Genomic DNA, 14,148 nt, shown 5'->3' on the forward strand with positions numbered 1-14,148 from the left:
AGCCCCGCGCCTGGCGGGAAGCGGCCACGGCGCAAACCCGCCGACGACATCATCGCCGCACCCCCCGCCCCTCTGCCAAGGTGACGCCACCGCAGCACCAACATCCGCCGTCCAGAAGCCATTTGCGCGGCAGCTTTGCCGCGCAATGCCGCAGTTGGCCGGAATTCACCTGGGGAGAGCGATGCGCCCGATATCGCGAACGACGCTCGGGGCGGCCGCAGCAGCCGTCCTGGCCGTCACCGCCGTCGGCCCGTCGGCGGCACAGCCGAGCGACGGAGCGCCCGACAGAAGACCACTCGTGGGCAGCGAGGCGGCCGGACAGCAGCCCACCGCACCCGTCACGGTCACCCTCGTCACCGGCGACCGGATCGTGGTCTCCACCGACGCCGCCGGCCGCACCGCCGCAACCGCAATGCCCCGCCCCGACGGCTCGCAGCCGGTGGTGCAGACCCGCCAGTCCGGCAAGGACCTCTACGTCTACCCGCAGAGCGCGGCGAAGGCCCTCGCCGCCGGCAAGGCCGACCACGAGCTCTTCAACGTCACCGGCCTCATCCGGCAGGGCTACGACGACGCGCACGCGAAGAAGCTCCCGCTCATCGCGGTCTACGACGGCTCCGTGAACGCGGCGCGCAGCGCCCCGCCCGCACCCCGCGGCGCCGAGCGCTCCCTGGTCCTCGACTCCATCGGCGGCGTCGCCCTGTCCGCCGACAAGGAGCAGGCCGCCGACTTCTGGGCCGACATCACCGGCACCGGTACGGACGCCCGCGCGCGCTCCGTCTCCGGCGGCCTGAAGAAGCTCTGGCTGGACGGCAAGGTCCAGGCGAACCTCGAGCGCTCCACCCGGCAGGTGAACGCCACCGCCGCCTGGGCCGCCGGATACGACGGCAAGGGCACCAAGGTCGCCGTCCTCGACACCGGCACCGACCTCGAGCACCCCGACCTCAAGGGCCGCGTCCTCGACTCGAAGAACTTCACCGACTCGGACACCGACGCCGACCGGCAGGGGCACGGCACCCACACCATCTCCACCGTCGGCGGTTCCGGAGCCGAGAGCGGCGGCGCCAAGAAGGGCGTGGCCCCGGGCGCCGGACTGCTCAGCGGCAAGGTCCTTAACGACGCGGGCTACGGCCTCGATTCGTGGATCATCGCCGGCATGGAGTGGGCCGTCGCGAGCAAGGCCGACGTGGTCTCCATGAGCCTCGGCGACCCCTCCCAGACCGCCTGCGACGACCCGCTCGCCGCGGCCGCCGAACGGCTCTCCCAGCAGGGCCCGCTCTTCGTCGTCGCCGCCGGCAACTCGGGCCCCGGCAACAACACCGTCTCCTCGCCCGGCTGCACCGCCAGTGTGCTGACGGTGGGCGCCGTCGACCGCGACGACACCACGGCCGTCTTCTCCAGCCGCGGCCCGGCCGGACTCCAGCACACCCTCAAGCCCGAGATCGCCGCCCCCGGCGTCGGCATCTCGGCCGCCGCGGCGGGCGGCCGCGGGGTGTATGCGTACCAGGGCATGTCCGGCACCTCGATGGCCACCCCGCACGTCGCGGGCGCCGCCGCCCTCGTCAAGCAGCGCCACCCGGACTGGACCTCGCAGCAGGTCAAGGCGGCCCTCGTCGGCTCGGCGAACACCGCGGTGCCGGGGGACGTACGGGAGACCGGCGGCGGCCGCCTCGACGTCCAGGCGGCCGTCGACACGACCGTCACCGGCGCCCCCGCCGTCCAGGGCGGCACGTACGACTGGCCGCAGGACCGCAGCGACCGGACGACCGTCGAGGTCCCGTACACCAACACGGGCGCCGCGCCGGTCACCCTGGACCTCGCCGTCGAGAAGGTCACCGGCAACGACGGCTCCGCCGTCCGCAGCCGGCTCGCCCGCCTCGACCGGCGCACCGTGACCGTCCCGGTCGGCGCCACCGTCAAGGTGCCGCTCGCCCTCGATCCGGCCGCCAAGCTGGAGCGCTCCCAGTACGGGGACGTCACCGGCCGGATCGTCGCCACGGCGAACGGCGTGCGCGTCTCCACCCCGTTCTCCCTCCACGTGGAGCCGGAGACGGTGACCCTGCGCGTCAAGCTCCTCGACCGCGCGGGCGAGCCGGCCGCCGGACCGTCTTCCCTGGACGTGATCGGCACTGACGACGCCACCGGCGAGCGCCGCTTCAACGACGGCTCCGCCGACCAGGTCTACCGCGTCCGGCCGGGCGCCTACTTCCTCTCCGCCTTCGTCGGCACCCCCGACGCGGGTGGGGGAGACGACCGGCTGATCGACTCGCTCACCTACCTCGGCCGCCCGCAGCTCGAGGTGAAGAAGGACACGACCGTCGTGCTCGACGCCCGCAAGGCCGGGCGCCTGGCCGTCGAGGCCGACAAGCCGCTCGAGGCCCGCAACACCACCCTCGGATTCGCCCGCAGCTGGGACGGCCTGTGGCTGCACGCCGGCACCGCCGCGGGCGGCCGGACCATCCGCGGCTTCTACTCCTCCGTCGAAGGGCGCGCGAAGGACGGCGAGTTCGAGTTCGGCAGCTACTGGCGGGCGGGTGCGCCGCTCGTCTCCGAGCTGAAGGCCGACGGCGGTCCGGTCCTGCACCCGATCACCGCGTCCACCGGCAGCGACAACCTCGACGGGAACGGCAGCGCGCCGCTGGTCGACGCGGGCGCCGGCACCCCGGAGGAGCTCGCCTCGGTCGCCGCCAAGGACGCGGTCGTCCTGGTCAAGGCCGCGGACGGGGCGCTGTACGAGGTCGTGCAGAACGCGAAGGCCGCCGGAGCCAAGGCGGTGCTCGCCTACCGCGAGGCCCCCGGCCGCTGGGTCGCCTTCACCGGCTACGGGGGCGGCCCGCTGCCCGCGATGTCCATCGAGGCCGCCGAGGGCAAGGCGCTCCTGGACAGGCTGGCGGCGGGCGAGGTAACGCTGTCCTGGAAGGCCACGGCGAAGAGCCCGTACGTCTACACCCTCGCCTTCCCCGAGACGGGAGAGGTCAGGGCCGGCCACACCTACCGGGTGCGCGACCGGGAGCTCGGCCAGGTGGAGTCCACGTACCACTCCATGGGCGTGGCGGCCGACTTCATCGACCTGGCCGGCGCCTACCGGCCGATCGGCAGCGCGGTGTACTTCGGCGGGATCGAGACCGTCGCCGCGCCGGGCAAGCGCACCGAGTTCTACACCGCCGGGGACACGGCCTGGGACCAGCTGCTCTCCAGCAGCTTCCCCTGGGGCGAGTTCATGGTCGGCGAGCAGCACACCCACACCAAGGGCCGGAAGACCAGCGCGAGTTGGTACGACGGGGTGATCGGGCCGGTCGCGCCGCGCGACCTGTCCGGCACGGAGACGCTGGCCGCCGAGCGGCAGGGCAACCTCATCGGCTTCGCCCCCGCCATGTGGGGCGACAGCCGGCACGCCGCCCAGACGGGCTCCTTCGGTGACATCGGCAACCTCCGGCTCGAGCGCGACGGCGAGGTCATCGGCGAGAGCTGGTACCCGTTCGGGGTCTTCGAGATCCCGGCCGAGGAGGGCCGGTACGAACTGACCCAGGCCATCGAGAAGATCGGCCCGCCGGCGCGCACCTGGCAGCGGTCCACCTCGGTCCGGACGACCTGGGGCTTCACCTCGAAGCTCGACGCGTCGGCGTACTCGCAGGGGCTGCCGATCCTCTTCCCGCGGTACGCGGCCCCGCTGGACGGGATGAAGACGGTCGCGGCGGCGAACGGCCAGGGCATCGGCCTGAGCGTCACGGGGCACGCGGGCTACGCCCCGGGCGCGGTGAAGGCGGCGAAGCTGTCGTACTCCTACGACGGCGAGAACTGGACCGAGGCGAAGGTGAGCGAGCGCGGCGGCACGTGGAGCGCGGTCGTGGACCACGCCGGGGCCTCCGGCAAGCAGGTGTCGCTGAAGGTCGAACTGACCGACGCGAACGGTGCCTCCGTTACCCAGACGGTCGCGCGGGCGTACGACGTCCGCTAGTCCGTACGGGTAAGGGTGGAGGGTCCACCGGGCGGCGGCCCGATGGACCCTTTTCGCGCATTCGGTGTTTTCCGCCCGCGCGGGAGGCCGAGAATGACGGCATGAGTCAGCGGGGCGCGGACGACTGGTGGCAGAAGCTCTACGAGGACCCGGACACGGTCCCGTCACCCGACCCGGGGGACACCTTGGACCACCGCTTCCACACGGCGGCGGACGTGACGACGGAGCCGGGCCCGGGAACGGGGCCGACGCCGGGCTCCGTCCCGGGTTCGGGTTCCGTCCCGGGATCGGGCCCGGCATCGGGGTCGCGACAGGTATCCGGATCGGGATCGGCGTCGGTGCCGGGACAGGCGTCGGGGCCGACGCCTGGGCCCGGGCCGGGATCGGGTTCCGTCCCGGGAGCAGGGCCGGGCCCGGGATCCGGACCGGCTTCGGGGCCGGGGCACGCGTCAGTGCCGTTGCCGGGGCAGGCTTCGGGGCCGGGGCGGCCAGAACCAGGGCGGCCGGGGCGGCCAGGGCCCGAGCCGGTGTCGGGGCCGGCGGGACTCCCGGCGCGTCCGCCTGGTCCGCCGCACGGCCCGCCCGCCCCGGAGCCACTGGTCCCGGGCCCCCGCCGCTCCCCACCGCCACCCCCGCCGGGATGGCCCCCCGCCGCCCCTCGGGCCACCGCCCCGCCCGCTGCCCCGCCTCCGGCAGCGCCGCCGCCCCAGGCCGCCGCGCCGCCAACGGCCGCCCCGCCTCCGGCTGCCGCCCCGCCCGGGGTTGCCGGCCGGCCTCCCGCCGGCCCGCCGCCTGCGGCCGCCGGCGCGCCTTCGGCCGCCGGGCTGCCTCCCGTTGCCCCGCCGCCGACCGGCCCCGTCCCGCCAAGGGCCGCTGCCCCGCCTCCGGCTGCCCCGCAGCAGGCCGCTGCCGCGCCCCCGACCGCCCCGCCGGCGGCGGCCGCCCCGCCGCCTCCACCCGCCCGGCCGCCGGCAGGCGCTGCGCGGGATCCGCGGGAAGGGGGTGTGACCGGGTACGCGCTCGGGGGAGTGGACGTGCCGCCCGTGCGGGGGGCCGAGGCGGTGCCCGAGCTGCCCGTATGGCGGTGGGAGGTGCCGCGGGAGGGGGGCCGGGCCGAGGAGGCGCCGGGGCCCCAAACCGTCGCGGAGCCCGCGGCGGCGCAACGGCGGCCCGAGGTGCGCCACCTCGGCGACCGCGCGCCGACCTACGCCGCCGAGCCCGGCGCGCTCCCGCCCGCCGACCCGGCCGCCCTGGACGGGCTGATCCCCGACACGGTCCTGGAGGGCGCCCGCTACGGCACGTACACCCTGCGCGCCGTCTCCCTGCGCGGGGACTCCGCCCGGTTCCGCGGCGAGGCCCGCCGCGACTTCCTGCTCACCGCCCGGTTCGGCGGCGGCGACGACGCCCTGGTCCTGGTGGCCCTCGCCGGCGGCGACCGGGCCGCCCCCGGAGCCGCCGAGGCCGCCGCCGAGCTGTGCCGGACCATCGCGGGGGCCGTCGGGCGGAGCCAGGAGCGGCTGGCCGAGGACATCCGGGCCGGGCGCCGCGACGCCCTGCGCTCGGGCCTCCAGCGCCTCACCGACCGCGGGTACGGGCGGCTGCGCGCCCGCGCCGCCGAGCTCGGGCTCGACGAGGAGGCCTACACGGCCGGAGTACGCGCACTGCTGCTCCCGGTGGACCCCGAATGCCGCACCCGGGTGTGCTTCGGCTCCGGGGCGGGCGGGCTCTTCCGGCTGCGGGACGGCGCCTGGCAGGACCTGGAGCCGGACGGCCCGTCCGCCGCGCCCGGCCCGTCCGCCCCGCCCGGGCCGGACGAGGACGCCGAGGGCGGCTTCCGGTTCCGGGCCTCCGTGGCCCGCCCCGGCGACACCCTGCTGCTGTGTTCCGGCGGCCTGGCGGAGCCGATGCGCGAGGAGCCGGACCTCCCGGCCGAGCTCGCCGCGCGCTGGGCCGAGCCGGAACCGCCCGGCCTCGCGGCCTTCCTCGCGGACACCCAGCTCCGGCTCAAGGGCTACGCCGACGACCGCACGGCCGCCGCGGTCTGGGAGGCGTAACCGGCACACCCATGGCTGGATAGGAGGCATGGCCAAGCAGAACGTGGCAGAACAGTTCGTCGACATCCTCGTGCGCGCGGGCGTGCGCCGCCTGTACGGGGTCGTCGGCGACAGCCTCAACCCGGTGGTGGACGCCATCCGCCGGACGGGTGGCATCGACTGGATCCAGGTCCGCCACGAGGAGACGGCGGCCTTCGCGGCCGGCGCCGAGGCCCAGATCACCGGCCGCCTCGCCGCCTGCGCGGGGTCCTGCGGCCCGGGGAACCTGCACCTGATCAACGGCCTGTACGACGCCCACCGCTCCATGGCCCCGGTCCTCGCGCTCGCCTCCCACATCCCCTCCTCCGAGATCGGCCTCGGCTACTTCCAGGAAACGCACCCCGACCGGCTGTTCACCGAGTGCAGCCACTACAGCGAGCTGATCTCCAATCCCCGGCAGATGCCGCGGGTGCTCCAGACCGCCATCCAGCACGCCGTGGGCCGCAGCGGGGTCGGTGTCGTCGCGCTGCCCGGGGACGTGGCCGCGCAGCCCGCGACGGAGAAGTCGGTCGAGCACGCGCTCGTCACCGCCCGGCCCTCGGTCCGCCCCGGCGAAGGGGAGATCGAGAAGCTGGTCCGCCTCGTCGACGAGGCCGGCAAGGTCACGCTCTTCTGCGGCAGCGGCACCGCCGGGGCGCACGCCGAGGTCATGGAGTTCGCCGGCCGGGTCAAGGCGCCCATCGGGCACGCCCTGCGCGGCAAGGAGTGGATCCAGTACGAGAATCCGTACGACGTCGGCATGAGCGGCCTCCTCGGCTACGGCGCGGCCTACGAGGCGACCCACGAGTGCGATCTGCTGATCCTGCTCGGCACCGACTTCCCGTACAACGCCTTCCTCCCCGACGACGTGAAGATCGTCCAGGTGGACATCCGGCCCGAACACCTCGGCCGCCGCTCCCAGCTGGACCTCGCCGTCTGGGGAGACGTACGGGAGACCCTGCGCGCCCTGAACACGCGGGTGCGGGCCAAGACGGACCGCCGCTTCCTGGACCGGATGCTGAAGAAGCACGCCGACGCCCTGGAAGGCGTGGTCAAGGCCTACACCCGCAAGGTGGAGAAGCACACGCCCATCCACCCCGAGTACGTGGCCGCGGTGCTCGACGAACTCGCCGACGACGACGCCGTGTTCACCGTCGACACCGGCATGTGCAACGTGTGGGCGGCGCGCTATCTTTCCCCGAACGGCAAGCGGCGCATCATCGGTTCCTTCAGCCACGGCTCGATGGCCAACGCCCTCCCGCAGGCCATCGGCGCACAGTTCACCGACCCGGGCCGTCAAGTGGTGTCGATGTCGGGTGACGGCGGTTTCTCGATGCTGATGGGAGATTTCCTCACCCTGGTGCAGTACGACCTGCCCGTCAAAGTGGTCCTGTTCAACAACTCATCCCTGGGCATGGTCGAGTTGGAGATGCTGGTTTCCGGCCTGCCCTCCTACGGGACGACGAACACGAATCCCGATTTCGCCGCCATCGCCCGCGCGGCGGGGGCGTACGGGGTCCGCGTGGAGAAGCCCAAGCAGCTCACAGGGGCTTTGAAGGACGCGTTCAAGCACCGGGGACCCGCTCTGGTGGACGTGGTGACCGACCCCAACGCCCTGTCGATTCCGCCGAGGATCAGCGCCGAGATGGTGACCGGATTCGCCCTTTCCGCCAGCAAGATCGTGCTGGACGGCGGGGTGGGCCGGATGATCCAGATGGCTCGATCCAACCTCCGCAACCTGCCCCGCCCGTGAGCCCGCAGGAGTGCGGACCGGTCCGGGGGGCATGCATCCCGTAGACCTGTTCGAGAGCAATGAACGCGGGAGGTACACCGCCGTGCGGGTGGGGGCGAACACGGGGAAGCCGTGGAAGAGGGGTCGGCCGGTACCTCGCGTTCCCTCGGCCGGGGACGGGGGAGCGGTGGACGGGCTGGAGATCAGCCGGAGCGTGCGCCGGGCGGATCTGAAAGCCGTGGGTGAAATCCGGCGGTCCTTACGGGAGTTGCTGCGCCACCGGTGCCGCGCCGATGCCGCGGAGGTGGCCGAGCTCCTGATCACCGAGCTCGTCACCAACGCCCTCGTCCACACCGAGCAGGGTGCGGAGGTCTCCGCGAGCATCGCCGCCGCCCGGCTGCGGGTGGAGGTCCGGGACTACGCCTCCCGGCGGCCCCTGCCGTACGTACCGACCGCCGACGACGGTACGCACGGCAGGGGGCTGCTGCTGGTGCAGGCGCTCGCCGACGCGTGGGGCGTGGACGTGGTGGAACCGGGCCGCGGCAAGGTGGTCTGGTTCGAACTGGACGGAGGACTCGCCTGAGCGGGCGAGCCCTCCGGGGTCCAGGACCGGGGCGGGTCAGCCGAACTGCTGCTCCAGGTCCTTCAGTTTGCGCTCCAGCGAGTCGAGCCGGGGAATCGTCTGGGTGTCGTCCTCGGCGGTGAGGTCCACCGTCCGGGGGCCGGTCACCTCAAGGGATTGGGTCCGGCTGACGGCCTGCAGGGAGGGCCTTCGGCGTGGCGGCAGTTGTCCCGATTCCGGTATGGCCGGCTCCGCGCCGACCGGCGCGGAGCCCGCTCCCTGGGTCAGTTCCGGGAGCTCGACCTGGCGGGCGCGCACCCGGCCGAAGGCCCGGTGCTGCCGGCCCAGCGCCCTGATGTGCGCACGGTCCAGGCGGTGCTGCTCCCGCCGGCGGTGCCGGTCGTTCTCCTTCTCCTTCTTGTCCTCGCGCACCTCGTCCACGGCCTCGTCGAGGGTGCGCACCCCTTCCAGCAGCATGAGCGACCACGCGCCGAAGGTCTCCCGGGGTGCCCGCAGCCAGCGGACCATCCGGATCTGCGGCAGCGGCCGGGGGATCAGGCCCTGTTCGCGCAGCGCCGCCCGGCGGGTCTGTTTGAGTGCCCGGTCGAAGAGGACGGCCGCGGAGAGCGACATGCCGGCGAAGAACTGCGGGGCCCCGTCGTGGCCCAGCCCCCGCGGCGCGTGCACCCAGTTGAACCAGGCGGCCGCGCCCGCGAACAGCCAGACCAGCATGCGCGAGCCGAGGGCCGCGTCGCCGTGGCTGGCCTCGCGGACGGCGAGCACCGAGCAGAACATGGCGGCGCCGTCGAGGCCGAAGGGGACCAGGTACTCCCAGCCCCCGGAGAGGTTGAGGTTCTGCCGTCCGAAGCCGACCAGTCCGTGGAAGGAGAGCGCGGCGGCGACCGCCGCGCAGCAGAAGAGCAGGACGTAGGAGGCGGTTCCGTAGACGGCCTCCTTGCGCCTGCGGCGCTCCTCGCTGCGCTCCCAGCTGTCGTCGGCAGCGGCCTTCTCGCTCTCGCGCTTGCCCCGGGCCAGTACCGCAACTGCCGCAAGTACGCCCAGGATCAACAGGCTGCCGGGCAGCAGCCAGTCCAGCGATATGTCGGTCAGTCTCATGCGGATGTCCCTTGCCTCTGCCTCGCGTGTGCGGCCTTCCGGCGCCATAGTGGCGCAGCCGATCGGCTCGGCATGCCGGTTTCGGGGCAAGTGGACGCCATCGGGGGGCGGGGCCCGCCGGATAGGGTGTTGTGGTTCGAACTGGCGCCCGCATAACGAGAGTTGGGTTCGATTAGCGTCACCCTTGGGGGTGGGTTCAGCTCGGGATCGCCTCGGCCGCCGCCGTGAGGCGGGCGAGGCGGTCCGCGTCGCAGGTCCGGGGGCAGGTGACACAGGTGTCGTCCGGCCGGATCGTGTAGAAGAGGCAGCAGCTGGCCCGGTCCCGCGTGGGCAGCGCGCTGCCGTCCGGCGCGGAGAGCGTACGGAATCCCGCACCCCCGGTGTACGGGGCGGTCGAGCCGGGCAGCAGGGCCTCCAGCTCGGCCATGGCCCGCTGCTCCTCGCCGAGCAGGTGGCCGACGTACCAGAGGCTCTCGACGACCTCGTCGGTCACCATGCCCCACAGGGCGCGGCGCCCGCGCCGCATGCGCGGGCCGAAGCCCGCCAGTACCGGTTCGAGGTGCTGGGCCACCGCAGCCCGCACCTCGGCGCGCAGCGCCTCCTCGTCGGGCACGACCCGGGCCCCGGGGAGGGCGGCCGCCGGGTCGTCCGGAAGGCAGGCGAAACCCTCGACGTGTACGGCCATCCGGCCCAGCGTCCGGTGGAAGGCCACCTGGGCGGCCGGGAGGCTGGGGACCCGCCGGTGCAGGAACCAGGGCAGGGTGATCAGCAGGCAGGCCGGCCACGCGTACCGGTGCAGTCCGAAGCTCGCGACGACGTCGGGGCGGGCCTGGTGCCCGTAGTCCCGCAGGACCTGGGCCTCGTCCCAGGCGAGGAAGGCGTCCAGGGCCGGTCCGCCCGCCGCGAGCTCGTCCGCGCCGACCCATCCCGCACCGCGAGGGGCGGGTTCGTGCGCGGGCCGCTCGACGACCAGCAGCCCGGCGTAGGCCTCGGCCAGCCGGGCGTACGCGTCCGCCACCGGGGAGGCGGCGACGGGGGGAAAGGCCGTGACGGTCATGGCGGACCACCAAATCGCGCGATCGTTAGCAGGTTAGCCTTACCTTACCCGATCTCGGTCAGGCCGTATCCTCGGGACAGGCCGATACACCGAGGAGGACCGAGTGCACGACACGGCCCGAGCCCGGGTACCGGCACAGACGCGCAAGGTGCTGCGCCATTCCGTGCGCGGACAGGTCCTCGAGGCGCTGCGCGCGGCGCTGGTCGACGGCGAGCTGGTGCCGGGCGAGATCTACTCGGGCCCGGCGCTGGGGGACCGCTTCGGCGTGTCCGCGACGCCCGTGCGCGAGGCGATGCAGCAGCTGGCCCTGGAGGGGGCGGTGGAATGCCTCCCGAACCGGGGCTTCCGCGTTCTGTCGCGCACGCCGCGCGAGCTGGCGGAGCTGGCCGAAGTACGGGCCATGCTGGAGGTCCCGGTCATGCTCCGGCTGGCCCGCTCCGTGCCCGCGGAGACCTGGGAGGCCCTGCGGCCGGCCGCGGCCGCCACGGCGGAGGCCGCGGCGGCCGGGGACGTGCCGGGGTATGCGGAGGCGGACCGGGCCTTCCACCGCGAGGTCCTCGCGCTGGCGGGCAACGCGCAGCTGGTCCGGGTGGCCGAAGAGCTGCACCGGCGGGCGCAGTGGCCGCTGCCGGGCGCTCCGCGGGTCCGCCGGGCGGATCTCGTCGCCGATGCGGCGGAGCATGCGGCGCTGCTGGAGGCTCTGGCCGCCGGTGACCTCCCGGTCGTGGAGTCCCTGGTCCGCGAACACTTCGCGGGCTCCGCCCCCTGACGCGGCCCGCCCCCGCCGCTGGGGCTCCGCCGCAGACCGGCGCCGCGGGGGCCGCTACGCCGCGGGCGCGGTGTGGAGCTGGTCCGCCAGCCAGGTGGGGATGCCGCCCAGGAGGTGGAACAGGCGGCGGGCCTCGGCACGCAGACGGGCTGCCTCCGGTTCCGGTTCGGCTTCGGCCAGGGCGGCCAGTGCCGGGGCCGTGCCGACCAGGAAGCCCAGCTCCTCCCGGATCCGCAGGGACTCCAGGAAGCCGTGGCGGGCCTCCGCCACCTCGCCGTCCCGCAGGGCCAGCGCCGCCAGGTGCCGCCAGGTGAAGGACAGCAGGAGCGTGTCCCCGTGGGCGACGGCTCCCGCGTGCGCCCGGTGGTACGCCGGACGGGCCGCCTGCGGGGCGTCCGCGAGGTGCTCCGCGACCAGGCCGCGCCGGAAGTCCAGCAGCGGGCGGGTCCGGGACCCCGGCGACAGCAGGGCCGCCGCCCGGCCCAGCGCGGAGCGGGCCTCGTCGGCCCGGTCCCGTACGCCGAGCACGGTCGCGGCGTACGCCAGCTGGCCCCGCTCGCACGCGGCGGCGCCCCGGTCGTCGTCGTCCTGCGCGACCGCCTCGGCGATGCGCAGCGCGTCCTCGGCCTCGGCCCAGCCCTGACCGGTGAACAGGCACCGTTCGACGAGCAGCGCGGTCCGCTGCACGGCGGCTCCCGCGTTCGCGGTCTTGCCGACGTGTGGCGTCAGCAGAGCCGCTGCGTCGGTCCAACAGCCGCGCGAGCGCAGCCGCCATATCGCCCGCTGGAGGGGGTCGTCTCCCCCGGTAGTTCCGGCACCCGACATGGCGGTATCCGCCACATTGCCCTCCCCAAAGCAATCAAGCAGCACATCGTTGAGCCCTGGGGCGAAATGAGAGCACGGATCGGCGGCTCCGGCCAAGGGGTCGGGTGAACTCTTTCACAAAGTCCGGACGGATCATCAGCGGCCCCCGGCCGGACCCCGCCGGCCGCGGGGCGGATCTTCTCAGCTCATGCGCAGTGCCAGGAAGAAATCGAGCTTGTCCTCCAGCCGGGACAGGTCGCGCGCCGTCAACTGCTCGATTCGCCCGACCCGGTAGCGCAGCGTGTTGACGTGCAGGTGCAGCCGCGTCGCGCAGCGGGTCCAGGAACCGTCGCAGTCCAGGAAGGCCTCCAGCGTCGGAATGAGCTCCGCGCGGTGGCGCCGGTCGTAGTCCCGCAGCGGGTCCAGCAGCCGGGCCGTGAAGGCGCGCCGCACGTCGTCCGGTACGAACGGCAGCAGCAGCACGTGCGAGGCCAGCTCGTGGTGGCCGGCAGCGCAGACCCGGCCCGGGCGGGCAGCGGCGACCCGGCGGGCGTGCCGGGCCTCCTCCAGCGCCCCGCGCAGCCCCTCGGCGGAGTGCACGGCCGCGCTGACGCCCAGCGTGAGCCGGCCGTCGTCGCCCAGACCGGCCTGCAGGGGGTCGCGTACGGCCGTGAGGAGCTCGTCGGCGTGCAGGGCCGTATCGGGGCCCTTGTCCTCCCCGCCCTCCCCGGTCAGCGAGGGCAGCGGCACGAGGGCGATGGCCTCGTCCCCGGCGTGGGCGACGGCGATCCGGTCCGAGGGCTCCGGCCCCGAGAGGGACGGGTCGACGAGGATCTCCTCCAGCAGCGACTGGGCCACCGGGCCGCCGGCGATGTCCCCGCCCTCCCAGTCCACCCGGGCCACGACGACCTGCCAGTGCGGGGCCGCGCCCAGGCCGGGCAGCAGCACCGGCGCCGCCACCCGCAGGCGGGCGGCGATCTCGGCGGGCGGAGCACCCGTCTGGACCAGTTCGAGGACCTCTTGTGCCAGGCGGCGCCGCACGGTGCGGGCGGCGTCGCGCCGGTCCCGCTCGACGGCGATCAGCTGGGTGACGCCCTGGAGCAGGTCCAGGCGCTCGGCGGGCCAGTCGCCGGCGTCCGCCTCCACGGCCAGCAGCCAGTCCGAGAGCACGGTCTCGCGCACGTCGCGGGAGCCCGGACCGGTGGCGCCCCGGCCGTGTCCCCTGATCGGGAAGAGCGAGTAGGTAATACCCTGAATGGAGATCCGGTGCGGGCCCCTGCGGCCCGTCCGGACCGCCGCGAGGTGCTCGCTCGCCAGGGCCGCGCACACGCCCGGTGCCAGCGGCTCGCCCGCCCCGGCGATCTGCCGGCCGGTGGGGGACAGCACCCAGGCCCGGAGATCGAGGTCGGTGGTGAGCAGATCAAGCACCACGTCCGGTCCACCGCCCGCCGGACCCGAGGTCATCAGGCGGCGGTGGCGGTCCACGACGGCCGCGAGATCGCCCGCGCGCTCTCCGGAGACCTGCCTCACCACGTACTCGGTGATGGTGGCGAATGCAACGCTTTCGTTCACGGCGAACAGCGGCAGGCGGTTGCGCCGACAGGCTGATACCAGATCGTCCGGGATGGCTCCCAGCTCCGCCTCGCCGGCCGCGAGCCCGGCGACGCCCGCGCTCGCCAGGATTCGTACGAACGGCTCGGAGTCGGCTGAATTTCTACGCCAGGCCAGGCCAGTGAGGACGAGTTCGCCCCCGGTCAGGTATCGGCTGGGATCACGCAGGTCGGTCGTCATGACCCCGCGGACCGTCCGGTCGAGCTCTTCCTCGCCGCCCAGCAGCCGCAGCCCCAGCGCCTCGGTTTCCAGCAGTGCGCGCAGCCGCATGATGTCGCCGCCGATCTGTCTCGATTGTTGCCGTTGGAAATCGGGCAGGTCGTCGCATCCTGCCTTTCATACGAATCTACAAGACGAGGGAGGCCGTCAGCCAACTCCTTCATGGTTTCGGTGACTGCACCCGGGGGACAGGCGGCCGGTGTACTGAGTCCACACCGCGTTAACAGCACGTGAACGACCAGTCGAGGGCC

General features: G+C 74.1%; 9 protein-coding genes. 5 read left to right on the forward strand and 4 right to left on the reverse strand.

The annotated features are described in order from the left end of the window. Positions 1 to 181: 181 nt before the first annotated feature. The 4 genes from ACIPUC_RS24690 to ACIPUC_RS24705 all read left to right on the forward strand — a co-directional run bounded on the left by ACIPUC_RS24690 (position 182) and on the right by ACIPUC_RS24705 (position 8,342). Entirely contained in the window at positions 182 to 3,955 is a 3,774-nt protein-coding gene (locus tag ACIPUC_RS24690) for a S8 family peptidase (RefSeq protein ID WP_446592203.1), read from the forward strand. 1,004 nt (positions 3,956 to 4,959) lie between these two features. Further along, positions 4,960 to 6,009, forward strand: coding sequence for a protein phosphatase 2C domain-containing protein (locus ACIPUC_RS24695; RefSeq protein WP_446592205.1), 1,050 nt, complete (start codon positions 4,960 to 4,962; stop codon positions 6,007 to 6,009). Between the two features lie 28 nt (positions 6,010 to 6,037). After that, positions 6,038 to 7,780: a pyruvate dehydrogenase gene (locus ACIPUC_RS24700; protein ID WP_446592207.1), complete on the forward strand. Its 1,743-nt coding sequence runs from the start codon at positions 6,038 to 6,040 to the stop codon at positions 7,778 to 7,780. Positions 7,781 to 7,955: 175 nt separating this feature from the next. Next, entirely contained in the window at positions 7,956 to 8,342 is a 387-nt protein-coding gene (locus ACIPUC_RS24705; protein ID WP_446592285.1) for an ATP-binding protein, read from the forward strand. Between the two features lie 36 nt (positions 8,343 to 8,378). On the opposite strand, the gene ACIPUC_RS24710 is transcribed toward ACIPUC_RS24705, so the two are convergent. Further along, positions 8,379 to 9,437, reverse strand: coding sequence for a DUF2637 domain-containing protein (locus ACIPUC_RS24710; protein ID WP_446592209.1), 1,059 nt, complete (start codon positions 9,435 to 9,437; stop codon positions 8,379 to 8,381). Positions 9,438 to 9,633: 196 nt separating this feature from the next. Beyond that, positions 9,634 to 10,494, reverse strand: coding sequence for a (2Fe-2S)-binding protein (locus ACIPUC_RS24715; RefSeq protein WP_446592210.1), 861 nt, complete (start codon positions 10,492 to 10,494; stop codon positions 9,634 to 9,636). Between the two features lie 103 nt (positions 10,495 to 10,597). Here ACIPUC_RS24715 and ACIPUC_RS24720 point away from each other — a divergent pair, with 103 nt between their 5' ends. Further along, positions 10,598 to 11,263 carry a GntR family transcriptional regulator gene (locus ACIPUC_RS24720; RefSeq protein ID WP_446592211.1) on the forward strand — a complete coding sequence of 222 codons (666 nt, stop codon included), beginning with the start codon at positions 10,598 to 10,600 and terminating at the stop codon, positions 11,261 to 11,263. 54 nt (positions 11,264 to 11,317) lie between these two features. On the opposite strand, the gene ACIPUC_RS24725 is transcribed toward ACIPUC_RS24720, so the two are convergent. Beyond that, positions 11,318 to 12,103, reverse strand: a complete 786-nt coding sequence (locus ACIPUC_RS24725; RefSeq protein ID WP_446592213.1) for a hypothetical protein — start codon at positions 12,101 to 12,103, stop codon at positions 11,318 to 11,320. A gap of 165 nt (positions 12,104 to 12,268) precedes the next feature. Then, complete coding sequence (locus ACIPUC_RS24730; RefSeq protein ID WP_446592214.1) at positions 12,269 to 13,948, reverse strand: PucR family transcriptional regulator; 1,680 nt, start codon at positions 13,946 to 13,948, stop codon at positions 12,269 to 12,271. Positions 13,949 to 14,148 lie beyond the last annotated feature (200 nt).

Source organism: Streptomyces sp. LARHCF249, assembly GCF_052871255.1.

Excerpts from the sequence above, each read along its gene's own strand:
- ACIPUC_RS24710 (WP_446592209.1), bottom strand. The coding sequence starts at position 9,437 with ATGAGACTGACCGACATATCGCTGGACTGGCTGCTGCCCGGCAGCCTG.
- ACIPUC_RS24700 (WP_446592207.1), top strand. The coding sequence starts at position 6,038 with ATGGCCAAGCAGAACGTGGCAGAACAGTTCGTCGACATCCTCGTGCGC.
- ACIPUC_RS24730 (WP_446592214.1), bottom strand. The coding sequence starts at position 13,948 with ATGCGGCTGCGCGCACTGCTGGAAACCGAGGCGCTGGGGCTGCGGCTG.
- ACIPUC_RS24690 (WP_446592203.1), top strand. The coding sequence starts at position 182 with ATGCGCCCGATATCGCGAACGACGCTCGGGGCGGCCGCAGCAGCCGTC.
- ACIPUC_RS24715 (WP_446592210.1), bottom strand. The coding sequence starts at position 10,494 with ATGACCGTCACGGCCTTTCCCCCCGTCGCCGCCTCCCCGGTGGCGGAC.